Raw genomic sequence first — 14,445 nt, forward strand, 5'->3', positions numbered from 1 at the left:
CCCGCTCCTTCGGCGGCGCTGGCAACGGGGCTGCGTACAGGTCATGGGTGCGGTCGCACCATGCCGGCCACGCCGACCTTGGCGGCGACCTGCGCCTTCAACTGTTCAGCATCGGCGCGGTTGGCGACCGGCCCGACACGGACGCGGTGCAGGCTACCCTTTTCGGTACGCACCTGCTCGACGAAGGCGCTGAAGCCTGCCGCGCGCACCTTGTCGCGCAGGGCGTTGGCATCGTTGGCCTGGCCGAATGCGCCGAGCTGTACGGCAAACCCCACTCCGCTGGCGGCCGGTGCGGCCGGCGTGCTCGGCGGCGTGGCCGGCTTGCTGGCGGTCGCTTCGGGCTTGGGCTCGGGCTTGGGTTCGGGCTTCGGTTCCGGCTTGGCCACCGGCTTGGCGGCCGGCGGCGCTGCTGCAGTCGGCGTACTCGGCGGCAGACTTTCACTGCGCACCGGGTTGCCGGTCGCCGACGGCGTGGCCGCCGCGACGGGAGTACTGGCGCTCGGCGCGGGCGTCGGCGTGCTTGCCACCGGTGCGCTGGTGGAGGGTTTCGCATCGAGCGTGATGACTTCTGCCTTCACGTCGGCACGCACCTTCACCGCCTGCAGCCGGGCCGCTTCGGCCTGGGCACGGTCGGCATACGGCCCAACGCGCACGCGCCAGGCCGGGCGACCGTTGATCGATGCGGTCTCGATGAAGCCCGGAAGCTGCGAACGCTTGAGGTAGGCGATCACCGCATCGGCGTCGGCCTGGCTGCCGTAGGCGCCGAACGTCACCGCGTAGTTGCCGGCGGCGACGGCTGGCGAAGTGTCCTCGGTCGGCGGTGTTGCCGGGGCGGCAGCCTCCTCGACGGGACGGGCCTGGCCACTCTGCAATCCGGTGGCGCCACCGGCCGGTGCGACCAGCGGCAGTTCACGGGTTTCAAACTGGCCATCGGCCGGCGCATCGGGCGCGGCGATCGGCACAGAAGCGACACCGCTGTCCGGGGCCGGGCCCTTGACGAGCATCGGCAGGAAAATGACGGCCAAGGCCACCAGGACGATGGCACCAATCAGACGCTGTTTCAGGGGCGTATCCACGTAGGGCAGGCGGCAGGCTGGACGTTGCGGTCGATTATACGGGTGCGCGACCGCACGGCGTCGGTAATGGCTGAACGGCGGTCAGGCGTGGGCCTGCAGCCATTGCAGCGCAGCGGCGGCGGTATGGAAGGAACCGAATACCAGCACCCGGTCGCCGCGCTCGGCGCGGGCCAGCACCTGCGCCAGCGCCTGTTCGACCGTGCCGGCCAGCGCCGCAGTTGCTGCCGCGGTAGCGGCCAGCCGTGCCTGCAGTTCTCCCGCACTCTGCCCACGCGCGCCATCCAACCCGGCCAGCGTCCAGTCGCCCACTACCTCCTGCAGGGCCTGCACCACGCCCACGGCGTCCTTGTCCTGCAGCGCGGCGTACACCGCCAGGGTGCGCCCGGGCGATGCTTCGGCCTTCAGCGCGCGCGCCAGCTGGCCGGCTGCCTGCGGGTTGTGGCCGACATCGACGCGAACCTGCACGCCATCGCGCTCGAACGCCTGCAGGCGCCCGGAGATGCGCGCCGCTGCCACGCCTGCGGCCCATGCCGCGCGCGGCACCGGCCTGTCCAGCGCGCGCAGCGCCGCGATCGCCGCACCGGCGTTGGCCAGCTGGATCGGCCCGGCCAGCGTCGGCGTCGGCAGCTCCAGGCGGGTGCCGACATCGCGCCAGCGCCAACGCTGCGCGTCGATCGGTTCGTAGAAATAGTCGCTGCCGCCGCGGATCGCATTGGCACCCACCAGGTAGGCGCGCGCCAGCACGCTCGACGGCGGATCGGTCTCGCCCAGGATCACCGGCTTCCAGCCGCGGATGATGCCGGCCTTCTCGGCACCGATGGCCTCGCGATCCTCGCCCAGCCATTCGGCGTGATCGATGTCCACGGTGGTGATCACCGCCACGTCGGCGTCGACGATGTTGACCGCATCCAGGCGGCCACCGAGGCCCACTTCCAGCACGGCCAGATCAAGATCGGCATCGGCAAACAACTGCAGCGCGGCCAGCGTTCCGTACTCGAAGTAGGTCAGCGTCACATCACCGCGCGCTGCCTCGACCGTGTTGAACGCGGCCACCAGTGCGGCGTCATCGACATCCTGGCCATCGATGCGCACGCGCTCGTTGTAGCGCAGCAGGTGCGGCGAGGTGTACGCGCCGACCTTCCAGCCCGCAGCACGCGCGATGGCCTCGATGAAGGCGACGGTGGAACCCTTGCCGTTGGTACCACCGACCACGATGGTGTGCCTGGCCGGCGTGCCCAGGCCCATCGCGGTGGCCACGGTGCGCACGCGCTCCAGTCCCATGTCGATGCTGGCTGGATGCTGGCGTTCAATGTAGTCCAGCCATTCGGCCAGAGTGGTCGGGGTGTTCTTCACGGCAAGGCTTCCAACAGGTGCAGGTGGTTCAGGGCAGAAGATTCAGAGTGCGCGGTGCTTGGCTTCACCGAAGAACGGCGTGTGGTGGGCGCAGTCGTTCAGGCGCACCACTTCCAGGCTGTCCAGGTCGGCGCCTTCAAGCAGGTTGAGCGTGGTCGGCGCCTGGCGGAAGGTCCACAGCCGCGACAACGGCAGGCCCAGCACCTTGCACAGGATCACCCGGTTGACTGCATCGTGGGCGACCACCAGCAGGGTGTCGTGTTCGCCAAGGCCTTCGGCGGCGCGGGCCAGGCCGCGCCAGCTGCGCTCCAGCACCAGGCGCAGCGATTCGCCACCGGGCATCAGCACGGTGTCCGGTTCATTGCGCCACGCCTGCAGGCGCGACGGGTCTTTTTCGTTGATTTCGCTGGCCAGCAGGCCTTCCCACTCACCGTGGGCGATTTCCTGCAGCTCCGGCTCGGTCAGCAGCATGTCGGCGCGTGCAGCACCCAGGGCCAGTTGCGCGGTGCGTTGGGCGCGTGACAGCGGCGAGGCCACCGCGCGGGTGATGTCCACCGAAGCCAGGCGGGCGCCCAGCGCCTGGGCCTGGGCCTCACCGATGGGCGAAAGCGGGATGTCGATCTGGCCCTGGTAGCGGCCTTCGGCGTTCCACGGCGTTTCGCCGTGACGGGCAAGCAGGATGCGCATGCGAACAAGGGGTCCTTGGGGGAGGAGTTCCGGCGCATTGTTCACATCCTGTGAAGTGCGCGGAACAGGGATGATACCTGTTCGGCGGACCCGGCCGGTCGGACCATGAAAAAACCCCGCGACAGACGTCGCGGGGTTTCAGGATGGCGGTAGATCCACGCCATGCGTGGATGCACCGCCCGGCAGAGCCTGCCGGGTTGCCGGCCAGCGGCCGGCACTACCTTATTTGGCCAGGTTCAGTTCCTTCAGCAGCTGCGGCGCCGGCGCCACTTCCTGCATGATCCACTGCATGTAGCGACTGTCGACGGCGATCATGCGGGTCATCACCGGATCGAACACCCAGTTGGAGCTGACCGATTCCCAGTTGCCGTCGAAGGCCAGGCCGACCAGCTTGCCGTTGGCATCGAGCACCGGCGAACCGGAGTTGCCGCCGGTGATGTCCAGGTTGGACAGGAAGTTCACCGGTACCGAACCGATCCGCTTGTCTTCCAGTCCGCCGTAACGCTTGGCCTTGACCGCATCGAGCAGGGCCTTCGGCGAGTCGAACGGATCCTCACCGGTTTCCTTCGCCACCACACCTTCCAGGGTGGTGAACGGGGTGTACTTCACGCCGTCCTTGCCATAGCCCATCACGTTGCCGAAGGTGATGCGCAGCGACAGGTTGGCATCGGGATAGACGAACTCGCCCTGGCTCTTCTTGTAGTCGGCCACGGCCTGCAGGTAGAGCGGACGAGCGGTCAGCGATTCGCCCTCGCGGATCTTCTTCTGCTCTTCCTGCTTCAGCAGCGCCGGCATGACGGCCACCGCGTACTGGATGGCCGGATCATTGCTGGCTTCAAACGCAGCGCGATCGGCCTTGAACCACTTCAGGCGGGTGTCCAGGCTGCCCAGTCCGGTGCCGCCCAGCTTGGTCACCAGCGACTTCACCGCAGTGGCATCGCTGCCGGCCAACCACGTGTTCAGCACTTCGTTGTCGCGCTGCGCGGCCGGCAGGGCCACGTACTGGTCCAGCCAGTAGGTCTGCAGCTGCTGGTCCATCTTCGCCACGTAGCGGCGATCCATCTGCTTCAGGCTGCCCTCGATGGTGGTCAGGTCGCGATCCTGGTAACCCGCTTCGCGCTCGGCGTCGGGCTTGCTGCGCTCGATCGACAGGCGGTACAGGGTGATGGCCGCGCCCACCGCGGAGGTGTTGTTGAACTGGCCGACGAACAGGTCGCGCTCGCGCGTGGATTTGCTGGTATCCAGGTGCTGCAGCAGCTGCGCGTGTGCAGCCAGCGCCGGCTTGCCGGCAGCGCCCTGCTTCTTCAGCCAGGCCAGCACCGCCGCTTCTTCGGCCTGCTTCTGGCCGGCGGCATCGATGCGCTTGAAGCCTTCCAGCTGACCCAGGTAGTTCTTGGCCACGTTGTTCATGCTGGCCGCGGTGGCGGCGTACTTCACCTTGACGTCGGCGTCGGCCTTGCCGGCGTCGGCGATCATCTTCAGCACCGCGTTGTAGTGGCGGGCGATGGTCGGGTAGGTGAAGCTGGCGGTCTCGTTGAACTCACCGGCCAGCGCGTAGCGGTTGGTGCGGCCCGGGTAGCCGGCCACCATCACGAAGTCGTCGGCGCCCAGCGGCGTATCGGCGAACTTCAGGAAGTGCTTGGGCTGGTAGGGCACGTTGTCGGCCGAGAACGCCGCCGGCTTGCCGTCCTTGCCGACGTAGGCACGGTAGAACGAGAAGTCACCGGTGTGGCGCGGCCACATCCAGTTGTCGACGTCACCGCCGAACTTGCCGACGCTGCCCGGAGGTGCATAGACCAGGCGCACGTCCTTGATTTCCAGGTTGCGGAACAGACGGTAGGTGTTGCCGCCGGAGAAGGAATACAGGCGGCAGCGGAAGCCGGCATCGGCTTCACACGCGGCGACCTGGGCCTTGTCGAAAGCGTCCAGCGCACGGCTGCGGGCCAGCGGGTCCTTGCCGGCGCCGGCGATGGCCGCCTTGGCCTGGGCGGTGACGTCGGTGATCTGGTCGAGCACGAACACGCGGGCGTTCGGGCCGGCACTCAGTTCATCGCTGAGCTTGGGCGCGTTGAAGCCGTCCTTGATCAGGTTCTTCTGTGCGGTCGAGTTCAGCTGGATCGCACCGTAGGCACAGTGGTGGTTGGTGACCACCAGGCCCTGCGGGGAGACGAAGCTGGCGGTGCAGCCGCCCAGCGCGACCACCGCGCCCATCGGGTCACCTGTCAGGTTGGCCAGCTGTTCCGGGGACAGCTTGAGGCCGGCCTTCTGCAGCGGGCCGGCGATTTCCGGCAGCTGCTGCGGCACCCACATGCCTTCAGCGGCATGGGCGACCTGGACCAGCCCAAGGCTGGCGACGACGGAGAATGCAAGCAGGTTCGAGCGCATGGAGCGGCCCCTGGTAGTGGAACCCTCGATTGTAGCCCGCCGCCCTGCCCCGGCCCGAACCCCGGAAGTCATGGGCCCCGGCCCGCCGGGCATGGCCCGGCGCTACCCGCGCGATCTGCCGGTAGCGCCGGGCCATGCCCGGCGAGCGCAGCGGCGCTGTTCGAAACGCCCGCCTGCGCACAGCATTCGTTGCACCGCTGCGCCCGCAGCGCAGCATGGGAAATCCGCGTGGCGCCCTATAATCCGCGCTTTCCCCCTGATGAGTTCCACCCGATGGCGCAGCAAACGATGAAGGCCCTGGTCAAGCGCGAAGCGGCCAAGGGCATCTGGATGGAAGAGGTTCCGGTGCCGACCCCGGGCCCCAACCAGGTCCTGATCAAGCTGGAAAAGACCGCGATCTGCGGCACCGACCTGCACATCTACCTGTGGGACGAATGGAGCCAGCGCACGATCAAGCCGGGCCTGACCATCGGCCATGAGTTCGTCGGCCGCATCGCGCAGATCGGCCCGGGCGTGACCGGCTACGAGATCGGCCAGCGCGTGTCGGCCGAAGGCCACATCGTCTGCGGCCACTGCCGCAACTGCCGCGGCGGTCGTCCGCACCTGTGCCCGAACACCGTCGGTATCGGCGTCAACGTCAACGGCGCGTTCGCCGAATACATGGTGATGCCGGCCAGCAACCTGTGGCCGATCCCCGACCAGATCCCTTCCGAGCTGGCCGCCTTCTTCGACCCGTACGGCAATGCCGCGCACTGCGCGCTGGAATTCAACGTCATCGGCGAAGACGTGCTGATCACTGGCGCCGGCCCGATCGGCATCATCGCGGCGGGCATCTGCAAACACATCGGTGCACGCAACGTGGTGGTGACCGACGTCAACGACTTCCGCCTGAAGCTGGCCGCCGACATGGGCGCCACCCGCGTGGTCAACGTCGCCAACACGTCGCTGAAGGACGTGATGAAGGAACTGCACATGGAGGGCTTCGACGTGGGCCTGGAAATGAGCGGCAACCCGCGCGCGTTCAACGACATGCTCGACTGCATGTACCACGGCGGCAAGATCGCCATGCTCGGCATCATGCCCAAGGGCGCCGGCTGCGACTGGGACAAGATCATCTTCAAGGGCCTGACCGTGCAGGGCATCTACGGCCGCAAGATGTACGAGACCTGGTACAAGATGACCCAGCTGGTGCTGTCCGGCTTCCCGCTCGGCAAGGTGATGACCCACCAGCTGCCGATCGACGACTTCCAGAAGGGCTTCGACCTGATGGAAGAAGGCAAGGCCGGCAAGGTGGTTCTCAGCTGGAATTGACCCTTCGGGTCAATTCCCCCGCAGGCTTCCTTATCCCCGCGCCGTCGGCGCGCCCCCTTGAACAACAAGGGGGCTCTCCCCCAGTTGGGATCAAGAACGCTGCGGAATCGAAAAAGGCGCCCATTGGGCGCCTTTTTCGTGAAGCGTGCCAGGCAAGCCAGACACCTACCGTAACGCCTGCGGCGTTACTTGCCTACGGCCACGCTCAGCATCACCCGGCTGTGGGCCAGCTTGCCGGAGTTGTCGCGGCCATTGCCATCGGTGCCGTAGTAGCCCAGGCCGACATTGAACAGGCCGAACTGGCGGGCGACGCCGACGTTCCAGTCGGTGTAGTCCTTGGCGATACCGTCCTCGAAGGTGCTGCGGCCGACGTTGGCGTTGAGCGTGAAGTCCTTCGGCAGGCCCCAGCTGCCACCCAGGCCGAAGTACCAGCCGTCGGTGCTGCTGTTCCACACATCGTTGCTGTAGGCCACCGTCAGCTTGTAGGTGTCGTCCAGCGTGGTGGTGGTGATCAGCTCGTTGTAGTTCTGGTGGCTGGCCTTGAGGTAGGTGTAGCGATTCAACAGCACGTCGAAGTTGACGCGCTCGGTCACGTCCACGCCGTAGCCGATCAGGTAGTCGACCTCGGTCTTCGGATCGCCCGGACCGAAGTCCACGCCCGAGCCCCAGACGCCGGCATACAGGCCCACCGGGCTGGTGTAGGTGAAGCCGGCCTGCAGGGTCGGATCCTCATCGGTCTGCGACACACCACGGAACAGGTAGTCCGAGACGGCGGTGACGTTCCAGCTGTACGGAGATTCGTTGTCCTGGGCGCTGGCGGCGAACGGCGCGAGGGTCAGGGCGGCGGCAATGGCGAGGCAGGCACGGGCGTGCTTCATGAGCGTCTCCGGTGGGGGCGGTGGCGTGGAAGGCGGGATCTGCAGCGGGCGCAGCAACCGGAGCCAGACGGGCCCGGTTCACGAATTTTTAACCCGTTTGCTATTGCGATGCAACATGTGCCGGCCATGGCGGCGCCCCATCCGGGCCGGTCCGCTGCGGTCGATGCCCGGTAGAATCAGCGGTTTCCCGTGCTGAGCCGTGCCCACGCCATGACCGACTCCTCCGCCCTGACCCGCCACTATGCTGAGGAACTGGACGCCATCCGCGCCCAGGGCCTGTTCAAGTCCGAGCGGATCATCACCAGCCCCCAGTCCGCCGAGATCACTCTGGAAGACGGCCGCAAGGTGCTGAACTTCTGTGCCAACAACTACCTCGGCCTGGCCGACCATCCCGACCTGATCCAGGCCGCGAAGGACGCGCTGGACAGCCACGGTTTCGGCATGGCATCGGTGCGCTTCATCTGCGGCACCCAGGACCTGCACAAGCAGCTGGAGAAGCAGATCGCCGACTTCTTCGGCAAGCAGGACACCATCCTGTACGCGGCCTGCTTCGACGCCAACGGCGGCCTGTTCGAACCGCTGCTGGGCGAGAACGACGCGATCATTTCCGACGCACTGAACCATGCCTCGATCATCGACGGCGTGCGCCTGTGCAAGGCCAAGCGCTTCCGCTACGCCAACTGCGACATGGCCGATCTGGAAGCGCAGCTGCAGGCCGCCGATGCGGCCGGCTGCAAGACCAAGCTGATCACCACCGACGGCGTGTTCTCGATGGACGGCTTCATCGCCCCGCTGGACGAGATCACCGCGCTGGCAAAGAAGTACAACGCGCTGGTGCACATCGACGAATGCCATGCCACCGGCTTCCTCGGCGCGACGGGCCGCGGCTCGGCCGAGGTCAAGGGCGTGCTGGAGAAGATCGACATCATCACCGGCACCCTGGGCAAGGCCATGGGCGGTGCACTGGGTGGCTTCACCTGCGCCAGCGCCGAAGTGATCGAGCTGCTGCGCCAGCGCTCGCGCCCGTACCTGTTCTCCAATTCGCTGCCGCCGCACGTGGTCGCCGCCGGCATCAAGGCGTTCGAGATGCTGGCCGCGGCCGATGACCTGCGCAGCATCCTGGCCGCCAACACCACCTACTTCCGCGAGAAGATGACCGCTGCCGGCTTCGACGTGAAGCCCGGCGTGCACCCGATCAGCCCGGTGATGCTGTACGACGCACCGCTGGCGCAGAAGTTCGCCGAGCGCCTGCTGGAAGAAGGCATCTATGCGATCGGTTTCTTCTTCCCGGTGGTGCCCAAGGGCCAGGCGCGCATCCGCACCCAGATCAGCGCCGCGCACACTCGCGAACACCTGGACCGGGCGATCGATGCGTTCACCCGCATCGGCGTCGAGCTGGGCGTGATCAAGGGCTGATCACCCACGGGTAGCGCCGGGCCATGCCCGGCGGTTTCCCGATAGCCGCGCCACGCGCCCGCCGGGCACGGCCCGGCGCTACCCATCAGGACGTGCCGACCAAGGTCGGCACCTGCCAGGCCTTATTTTTTCTTTTTCTTCTTGTCCTTGGGTTCGTCCTTGCTGGCGACCACCACCGGCTTGGCGGCAGCGTCCTGGCCGTTGCCCTTGGCAACGCGGATGCCATTGGCTTTCATCCAGGCATCGAACTGGTCGGCGGTCATCTTCTGGTCGCCGTTGCTCATCATGAAGCGATAGCTGCCGCGGCCATCCAGCTCCGGGGTCTTTACTTCAACCACCGGGGTTTCGGCCGGGCGATCGGCCTTGGCCGTCTTCTTGTGGCCGCCGCAGGCCGTCAACAGCACGATCGGCAACAACAGGCTGGCGCAGCGCAGGGTTTGCTTGAGGGTCGGGTGATACATGGCAGGCTCCGTTCTGGACATTCGACAACCAGGCGCCCCCTACGCCTGGAACGGTGGCCGGCAAGCGCCGGCGGTGGGCATCACTCAGCCCGGTGCAGCGGCCCCCAGCCGCTGCTGGTCGCTGACCTCCAGCGCCCGCCACTGGCCCTTGCCGAGATCGCCGAGCGTGAGCTCGCCGATCGCAACGCGGACCAGGCGCAGCACCTGCAGGTCGAAGGCCGCCAGCAGGCGACGGATATGGCGGTTGCGGCCCTCGTCAAGGACCACCTCCAACCAGGCGGTCTTGTCGCCGCTGCGCAGCACGCGCACGGCCAGGGCAAGCAGGAACTCGCCCTCGTCTTCGACACCGGCGCGCAGCGCGGCCAGGGTGTCCTCGTCGGGCAGGCGATCGACCTGCACGTGGTAGGTCTTGTGCGGGCCGGTCTGCGGATCAGTCAGGCGCGCAGCCCACTGCGGATCATTGCTGAACAGCAACAGGCCTTCACTGGCCTTGTCCAGGCGACCGACCGGCGCGATCCACGGCAGGCCGGCGCCATCGAAGCAGCGGTATACGGTGTCGCGGCCACGCTCGTCCTGCACGGTGGTGACCACCCCGCGCGGCTTGTTGAGCATCAGGTACAGACGTTGCGGTGCGCCCATCGGCTGGCCGTCGACCTCGATCGGCGGCGCCGGGCTGGCAATCGGGAATTCAGGATCACGGACGATGCGCCCGGCGACACGAACACGGCCATCGGCGATCCAGCGCGCGGCCTCGCTGCGCGAACACACGCCGGCCTTGGACAGCACGCGCGCCAGGCCATGGCGCACGCCAGCGGAAACCGCAGGGGGATTCGCACGCCCACGCGCAGCGTGGGAGCGGGCAGCGGGGGCAGCAGGTGGGCGGCGCGTACGCAAGCCTCTGCTCCCCGCCGCGCTTACTTCTTGTCGACCGGCTTGGTCTCAGCCGGTACTTCGGCTGCGGCCGGGGTAGCTGCCGGAACCGGACGTGCCTTGACCACGCGTACACCGCGGGCCTTCATCCAGGCGTCGAACTCTTCGGCGGTCATGCGCTTGCCGTTCTGGCTCATGTCGAAGCGCCACGGCGTGTTGTCGAACTCGGTCTGCGGCTTGTACGCGGCCGGATCATTGGGCTTCACCGCCGGCGCGCTCGGAATCGCCTTGGCGATGTTCTGGCAGCCGTCGATGCGCAACCGCTGCAGCACCTGGTCCAGCGACTGCGACGGATCGTAGCTGCTGCCCAGCACGCCGCTGGCCATGCCCAGCTGGCTGCTGCGGATGTACAGCTCATCGGCCACCGGGGCGACGGCCGTGGCCGGCAACGGCAGCGGCGAGGCGCTGGTGTTGACCGAGCAATCAACCGCAGCGTGAGCAGCAGGAACCAGGGCCAGCGCCAGAACGGCAGCCGATGCAGAGCGCAGCATGAGGGCATCCACGAAAGGAAGTGACGCGGCGAGTTTAGCAATGCCGCGTCATCTTTCAAGCGCCACTTTCAATGAATACGGCAACTCATTGGTTTCATAAGCAAATTGCCGACGAACGGTCGCATTTCCAGCGCTGATTCATCCATGCCACACGCACAAACAACAAGACCCGGCCGAAGCCGGGTCCTGCTCTGTCTTACTGGCAGAGCGTCAGAACTTAGTTCTGGACGTTCAGCTCGGTACGACGGTTCTTGGCGCGACCTTCCGGATTGTCCGAACCATCCGGGTTGGTGTTCGGCGCAATCGGACGGCTCTCGCCGTAGCCGATCGGACCGGCCAGACGGCCAGCGTCGACGCCGTTCTTGGTCAGGTAGTTGTACACCGCGGTAGCACGACGCTCCGACAGCTTCTGGTTGTAAGCGTCGGTACCCTTCGAGTCGGTGTGACCGGCAACTTCAACGCGCAGATCCGGGTAACGCTTCAGGATCTCGGTGGCTTCGCTCAGGATGGCCACAGCGTCCGGACGCAGGTTCGACTTGTCGAAGTCGAAGTTCACGCCCTTCAGGTCGATCGAGACCGGCACCGGGCAACCGTCCGGACCGATGGTCTGACCCGGCTGCGAGTTCGGGCACTTGTCGTCGCAGTTGTTGACGCCGTCACCGTCGTCATCCAGGTCGGCGCAGCTCGGGGCAACCGGAGCCGGAGCCGGAGCAGCAGCCACCGGGGCCGGGCCCAGCGGGATCACGACGCCGACCGAAGCCAGCACGTCGCCGAACCAGCTTTCGTCGCGCGCGGCGATGCTCTGGTCGTCGAAGTCAGCGCGGTAGGCCACTTCGGCGCGGACAGCAACGCGCTTGTCGAAGGTGGTCTGCAGGCCGACGCCGAGCTTGGCAGCCAGGTTGCCGTCCTTGCGATCACGCGGACCGTTGGTGTCCAGAGCCGGGTACTCTTCTTCCGACTTCTGGTAGCCCAGGCCGCCCACGATGTAGGGGTTCCAGCCGCGGCCTTCCTTGATGAAGTGGCGACGCAGATCGAACGACACGCCGTACTGCGACCAGTTCTGATCCTGGTTGGCGTCGAAGTTCGGGTTCTGGTAGTTCAGCTCACCATCCAGCGACCAGTTCGGGCTGATGAACTTGCCCAGACCCAGGGTCACGAACGGAGCGTCGTTGGTCAGGCGGTCGTTGTCCTGGAAGTTGAAGCCGGCCGAACCGGTCAGGTACCAGCGGTCATCGAACTCCTGCGCCGACGCAGCCTGGGCGAATGCCAGACCGCCCAGCAGCGCGGCAGTAAGGATCTTCTTGTTCATTGAGTACAGCTCCTATTTCGGGGGTATGAAACCGGTAGAGGCATGGGCCAGCACTACTGCGTCGATGTTCAGACAGCCGATTCAGCACGCCACCGCCGCGAACATTATGCTCAGGCGGGTGAAGGTCATGTTAACAGTCCCGTAACATGTGAAGCGCCGCGCACGACCGGCCACCGGTCCGACGTTGAAACCCTATACAGGATGATGAAAATCCGCAAGACCCACGCACCACAAGGGTTTGGAAGGGTTTAACGGCCAGATGCGTCAGATTTGGCGCGGGTTATCCCAAAGCGGTTCAGCGCGCGCCCATCGAGGTGAGGAACCTTATGATGCAGACAGGAACCGAGCTGGAGCTGCAATGAAAGCCGTCGCCCTGTGCCGTGACTCCGCCCCTGCTCTGCGCGATCTGGTGTTGCCACCGCCGCAGCCGCCGCGTGGTCGTGATCTGCTGATCCGTGTCGAAGCACTTTCCGTCAATCCCGTCGACGGGAAACTGCGTGCAGCCACGCCGGCCGCGTCGCTGGATACCCCGCGCATTCTCGGCTGGGACGCGGCAGGGGTGGTCGAAGCGATGGGCGAGGAAGCCAGCCTGTTCGCCTCCGGTGACGAGGTCTACTACGCAGGAGATGTCACCCGCCCTGGCTGCAATGCGCAGTATCAGCTGGTGGATGAGCGGCTGGTGGCACGCAAACCGACCACCCTCGATTTCGCCGAAGCGGCCGCGCTGCCGCTGACCACCCTCACTGCCTGGGAACTGCTGTTCCAGCGCATGCCCCTGCAGCTTGATGATCGCCGCCACGCCGGCCAGCGCCTGCTGGTGATCGGTGGTGCCGGCGGCGTCGGCTCGATGGCGATCCAGCTGGCCCACCATGCGGGGTTTGAGGTCATTGCCACCGCCTCGCGGGAAACCTCGATCGACTGGTGCCGGCGGATGGGCGCCCAGCATGTCATCGACCATCGCCAGCCCCTGTTGCCGCAGCTGCAGGCGCTTGGCGTCGACGAAGTGCAGGTGGCACTCAACCTGGCCGACACCGATCACTACTGGGACGAACTGGGCCAGCTGCTGGCGCCACAGGGACATGTAGGCCTGATCGTGGAACCCCGCGGCCCGCTGCGCATCGGCGATCCCTACAAGGCCAAGTGCATCGGCATCCATTGGGAATTCATGTTCGCCCGCGCGCGCTTTGCCACCGCCGACCGCATTGAGCAGCACCGCATCCTCAACCGCGCCGCCAGCATGATCGACGCGGGCCAGTTGCGCGGCACGCTGAGCGAAGTGCTGGGCCCGATCAATGCGGCCAACCTGGATGCCGCGCATCAGCGTCTGGCCGGCGGCCGCACCATCGGCAAGCTGGCGCTTGCCGGCTGGGACGACTGATTCACCATCCACAGCCTGTCGCAGTGGATTGGCCGACATCTGTATCTATTGAGCGGGCTATTTCGGGGATAGGGTGGCAACAGATTTCCCTCTCCCCGAGCCTGTCATGCCCACCGCCCTGCCCTTGCGCCTGCTGCAACTGATCATCGGCCTGTTCCTCTACGGCTTCGGCGCCTCGCTGATGATCCGCGCCGCCATCGGTGTCGCGCCGTGGGACGTGCTGTCGCAGGGCATCGCTGCGCAGACGCCGTTGTCGTTCGGCCTGGCCACCAACGTGATCGGCGCGCTGGTGCTGCTGCTGTGGTGGCCGCTGCGGCAGAAGCCCGGCGTCGGCACTGTGCTCAATGTGATGCTGATCGGCCCCTCGGCCCAGTTCGGGTTGTGGCTGCTGCCGCCGGCGGTCGGCCTGGGCTGGCAGGTGGCGATGTTCTGCGCCGGCATGCTGCTGGTGGCGCTGGCCACCGGCCTGTACATCGGCGCCAGGCTGGGCCCTGGCCCGCGCGATGGCCTGATGACCGGACTGCACGCGCGCACCGGCTGGCCGATCTGGAAGGTGCGCAGCCTGATTGAAGGCAGCGTGCTGCTGCTGGGGTGGTGGCTGGGCGGCAATGTCGGCGTCGGCACGCTCGCCTTCGCGTTGCTGATCGGGCCGTTGTGCGGGGTCACGCTTGGCTGGTTCGGGATCGGCCGAAGCCCGGCGGGTAGCGCCGGGCCACGCCCGGCGAGCGCGCAGCGCGGCCAGGGGTGATCGCGTCGCCGGGCATGGCACG

Annotated in this window: 13 protein-coding genes; 4 read left to right on the plus strand and 9 right to left on the minus strand. The window is 66.7% G+C overall.

Annotated features, from left to right (window positions below; all coding sequences use genetic code 11):
* Positions 1 to 41: 41 nt before the first annotated feature.
* The 4 genes from K5K93_RS08480 to K5K93_RS08495 form a co-directional block, all read right to left on the minus strand.
* A complete protein-coding gene (locus K5K93_RS08480; protein WP_222390572.1) occupies positions 42 to 1,076 on the minus strand; it encodes an SPOR domain-containing protein in 1,035 nt (344 codons plus the stop codon).
* An 81-nt stretch (positions 1,077 to 1,157) separates the two neighbouring features.
* Positions 1,158 to 2,429, minus strand: coding sequence for a bifunctional tetrahydrofolate synthase/dihydrofolate synthase (gene folC, locus K5K93_RS08485; RefSeq protein WP_222390573.1), 1,272 nt, complete (start codon positions 2,427 to 2,429; stop codon positions 1,158 to 1,160).
* 42 nt (positions 2,430 to 2,471) lie between these two features.
* Positions 2,472 to 3,116 carry a histidine phosphatase family protein gene (locus tag K5K93_RS08490; RefSeq protein WP_025878100.1) on the minus strand — a complete coding sequence of 215 codons (645 nt, stop codon included), beginning with the start codon at positions 3,114 to 3,116 and terminating at the stop codon, positions 2,472 to 2,474.
* A gap of 222 nt (positions 3,117 to 3,338) precedes the next feature.
* Positions 3,339 to 5,501 (minus strand): S46 family peptidase, encoded by a 2,163-nt coding sequence (locus K5K93_RS08495; protein ID WP_222390575.1) that lies wholly within the window; start codon positions 5,499 to 5,501, stop codon positions 3,339 to 3,341.
* A 288-nt stretch (positions 5,502 to 5,789) separates the two neighbouring features.
* Between K5K93_RS08495 and tdh the strand changes: the two genes are divergently transcribed.
* Positions 5,790 to 6,812 carry an L-threonine 3-dehydrogenase gene (gene tdh / locus K5K93_RS08500; protein WP_117309640.1) on the plus strand — a complete coding sequence of 341 codons (1,023 nt, stop codon included), beginning with the start codon at positions 5,790 to 5,792 and terminating at the stop codon, positions 6,810 to 6,812.
* Between the two features lie 185 nt (positions 6,813 to 6,997).
* On the opposite strand, the gene K5K93_RS08505 is transcribed toward tdh, so the two are convergent.
* The gene (locus K5K93_RS08505) at positions 6,998 to 7,690 is read right to left on the minus strand and encodes a TorF family putative porin (protein WP_032977413.1); all 693 of its coding nucleotides are present in this window, start codon (positions 7,688 to 7,690) and stop codon (positions 6,998 to 7,000) included.
* 210 nt (positions 7,691 to 7,900) lie between these two features.
* On the opposite strand from K5K93_RS08505, the gene kbl reads away from it, so the two are divergent.
* The gene (gene kbl, locus K5K93_RS08510; RefSeq protein ID WP_222390577.1) at positions 7,901 to 9,106 is read left to right on the plus strand and encodes a glycine C-acetyltransferase; all 1,206 of its coding nucleotides are present in this window, start codon (positions 7,901 to 7,903) and stop codon (positions 9,104 to 9,106) included.
* A gap of 122 nt (positions 9,107 to 9,228) precedes the next feature.
* Here kbl and K5K93_RS08515 read toward each other — a convergent pair whose 3' ends face one another.
* The 4 genes from K5K93_RS08515 to K5K93_RS08530 all read right to left on the minus strand — a co-directional run bounded on the left by K5K93_RS08515 (position 9,229) and on the right by K5K93_RS08530 (position 12,297).
* Positions 9,229 to 9,567, minus strand: coding sequence for a hypothetical protein (locus K5K93_RS08515; RefSeq protein ID WP_025878095.1), 339 nt, complete (start codon positions 9,565 to 9,567; stop codon positions 9,229 to 9,231).
* Positions 9,568 to 9,651: 84 nt separating this feature from the next.
* Positions 9,652 to 10,461, minus strand: a complete 810-nt coding sequence (locus K5K93_RS08520) for a pseudouridine synthase (protein ID WP_025878094.1) — start codon at positions 10,459 to 10,461, stop codon at positions 9,652 to 9,654.
* Positions 10,462 to 10,481: 20 nt separating this feature from the next.
* Positions 10,482 to 10,988, minus strand: coding sequence for a hypothetical protein (locus K5K93_RS08525; protein ID WP_049467667.1), 507 nt, complete (start codon positions 10,986 to 10,988; stop codon positions 10,482 to 10,484).
* A 217-nt stretch (positions 10,989 to 11,205) separates the two neighbouring features.
* Entirely contained in the window at positions 11,206 to 12,297 is a 1,092-nt protein-coding gene (locus K5K93_RS08530; RefSeq protein WP_093817452.1) for an OmpA family protein, read from the minus strand.
* A gap of 358 nt (positions 12,298 to 12,655) precedes the next feature.
* Between K5K93_RS08530 and K5K93_RS08535 the strand changes: the two genes are divergently transcribed.
* Entirely contained in the window at positions 12,656 to 13,675 is a 1,020-nt protein-coding gene (locus K5K93_RS08535; protein ID WP_222390578.1) for a zinc-binding alcohol dehydrogenase family protein, read from the plus strand.
* A 106-nt stretch (positions 13,676 to 13,781) separates the two neighbouring features.
* A complete protein-coding gene (locus K5K93_RS08540) occupies positions 13,782 to 14,423 on the plus strand; it encodes a hypothetical protein (RefSeq protein WP_093817450.1) in 642 nt (213 codons plus the stop codon).
* Positions 14,424 to 14,445 lie beyond the last annotated feature (22 nt).

It is taken from the genome of Stenotrophomonas sp. DR822, from assembly GCF_019793815.1.
Lineage (GTDB): Bacteria > Pseudomonadota > Gammaproteobacteria > Xanthomonadales > Xanthomonadaceae > Stenotrophomonas > Stenotrophomonas indicatrix.

Excerpts from the sequence above, each read along its gene's own strand:
- K5K93_RS08490 (WP_025878100.1), bottom strand. The coding sequence starts at position 3,116 with ATGCGCATCCTGCTTGCCCGTCACGGCGAAACGCCGTGGAACGCCGAA.
- K5K93_RS08495 (WP_222390575.1), bottom strand. The coding sequence starts at position 5,501 with ATGCGCTCGAACCTGCTTGCATTCTCCGTCGTCGCCAGCCTTGGGCTG.
- tdh (WP_117309640.1), top strand. The coding sequence starts at position 5,790 with ATGAAGGCCCTGGTCAAGCGCGAAGCGGCCAAGGGCATCTGGATGGAA.
- K5K93_RS08505 (WP_032977413.1), bottom strand. The coding sequence starts at position 7,690 with ATGAAGCACGCCCGTGCCTGCCTCGCCATTGCCGCCGCCCTGACCCTC.
- kbl (WP_222390577.1), top strand. The coding sequence starts at position 7,901 with ATGACCGACTCCTCCGCCCTGACCCGCCACTATGCTGAGGAACTGGAC.
- K5K93_RS08515 (WP_025878095.1), bottom strand. The coding sequence starts at position 9,567 with ATGTATCACCCGACCCTCAAGCAAACCCTGCGCTGCGCCAGCCTGTTG.
- K5K93_RS08525 (WP_049467667.1), bottom strand. The coding sequence starts at position 10,988 with ATGCTGCGCTCTGCATCGGCTGCCGTTCTGGCGCTGGCCCTGGTTCCT.
- K5K93_RS08530 (WP_093817452.1), bottom strand. The coding sequence starts at position 12,297 with ATGAACAAGAAGATCCTTACTGCCGCGCTGCTGGGCGGTCTGGCATTC.
- K5K93_RS08535 (WP_222390578.1), top strand. The coding sequence starts at position 12,656 with ATGAAAGCCGTCGCCCTGTGCCGTGACTCCGCCCCTGCTCTGCGCGAT.
- K5K93_RS08540 (WP_093817450.1), top strand. The coding sequence starts at position 13,782 with ATGCCCACCGCCCTGCCCTTGCGCCTGCTGCAACTGATCATCGGCCTG.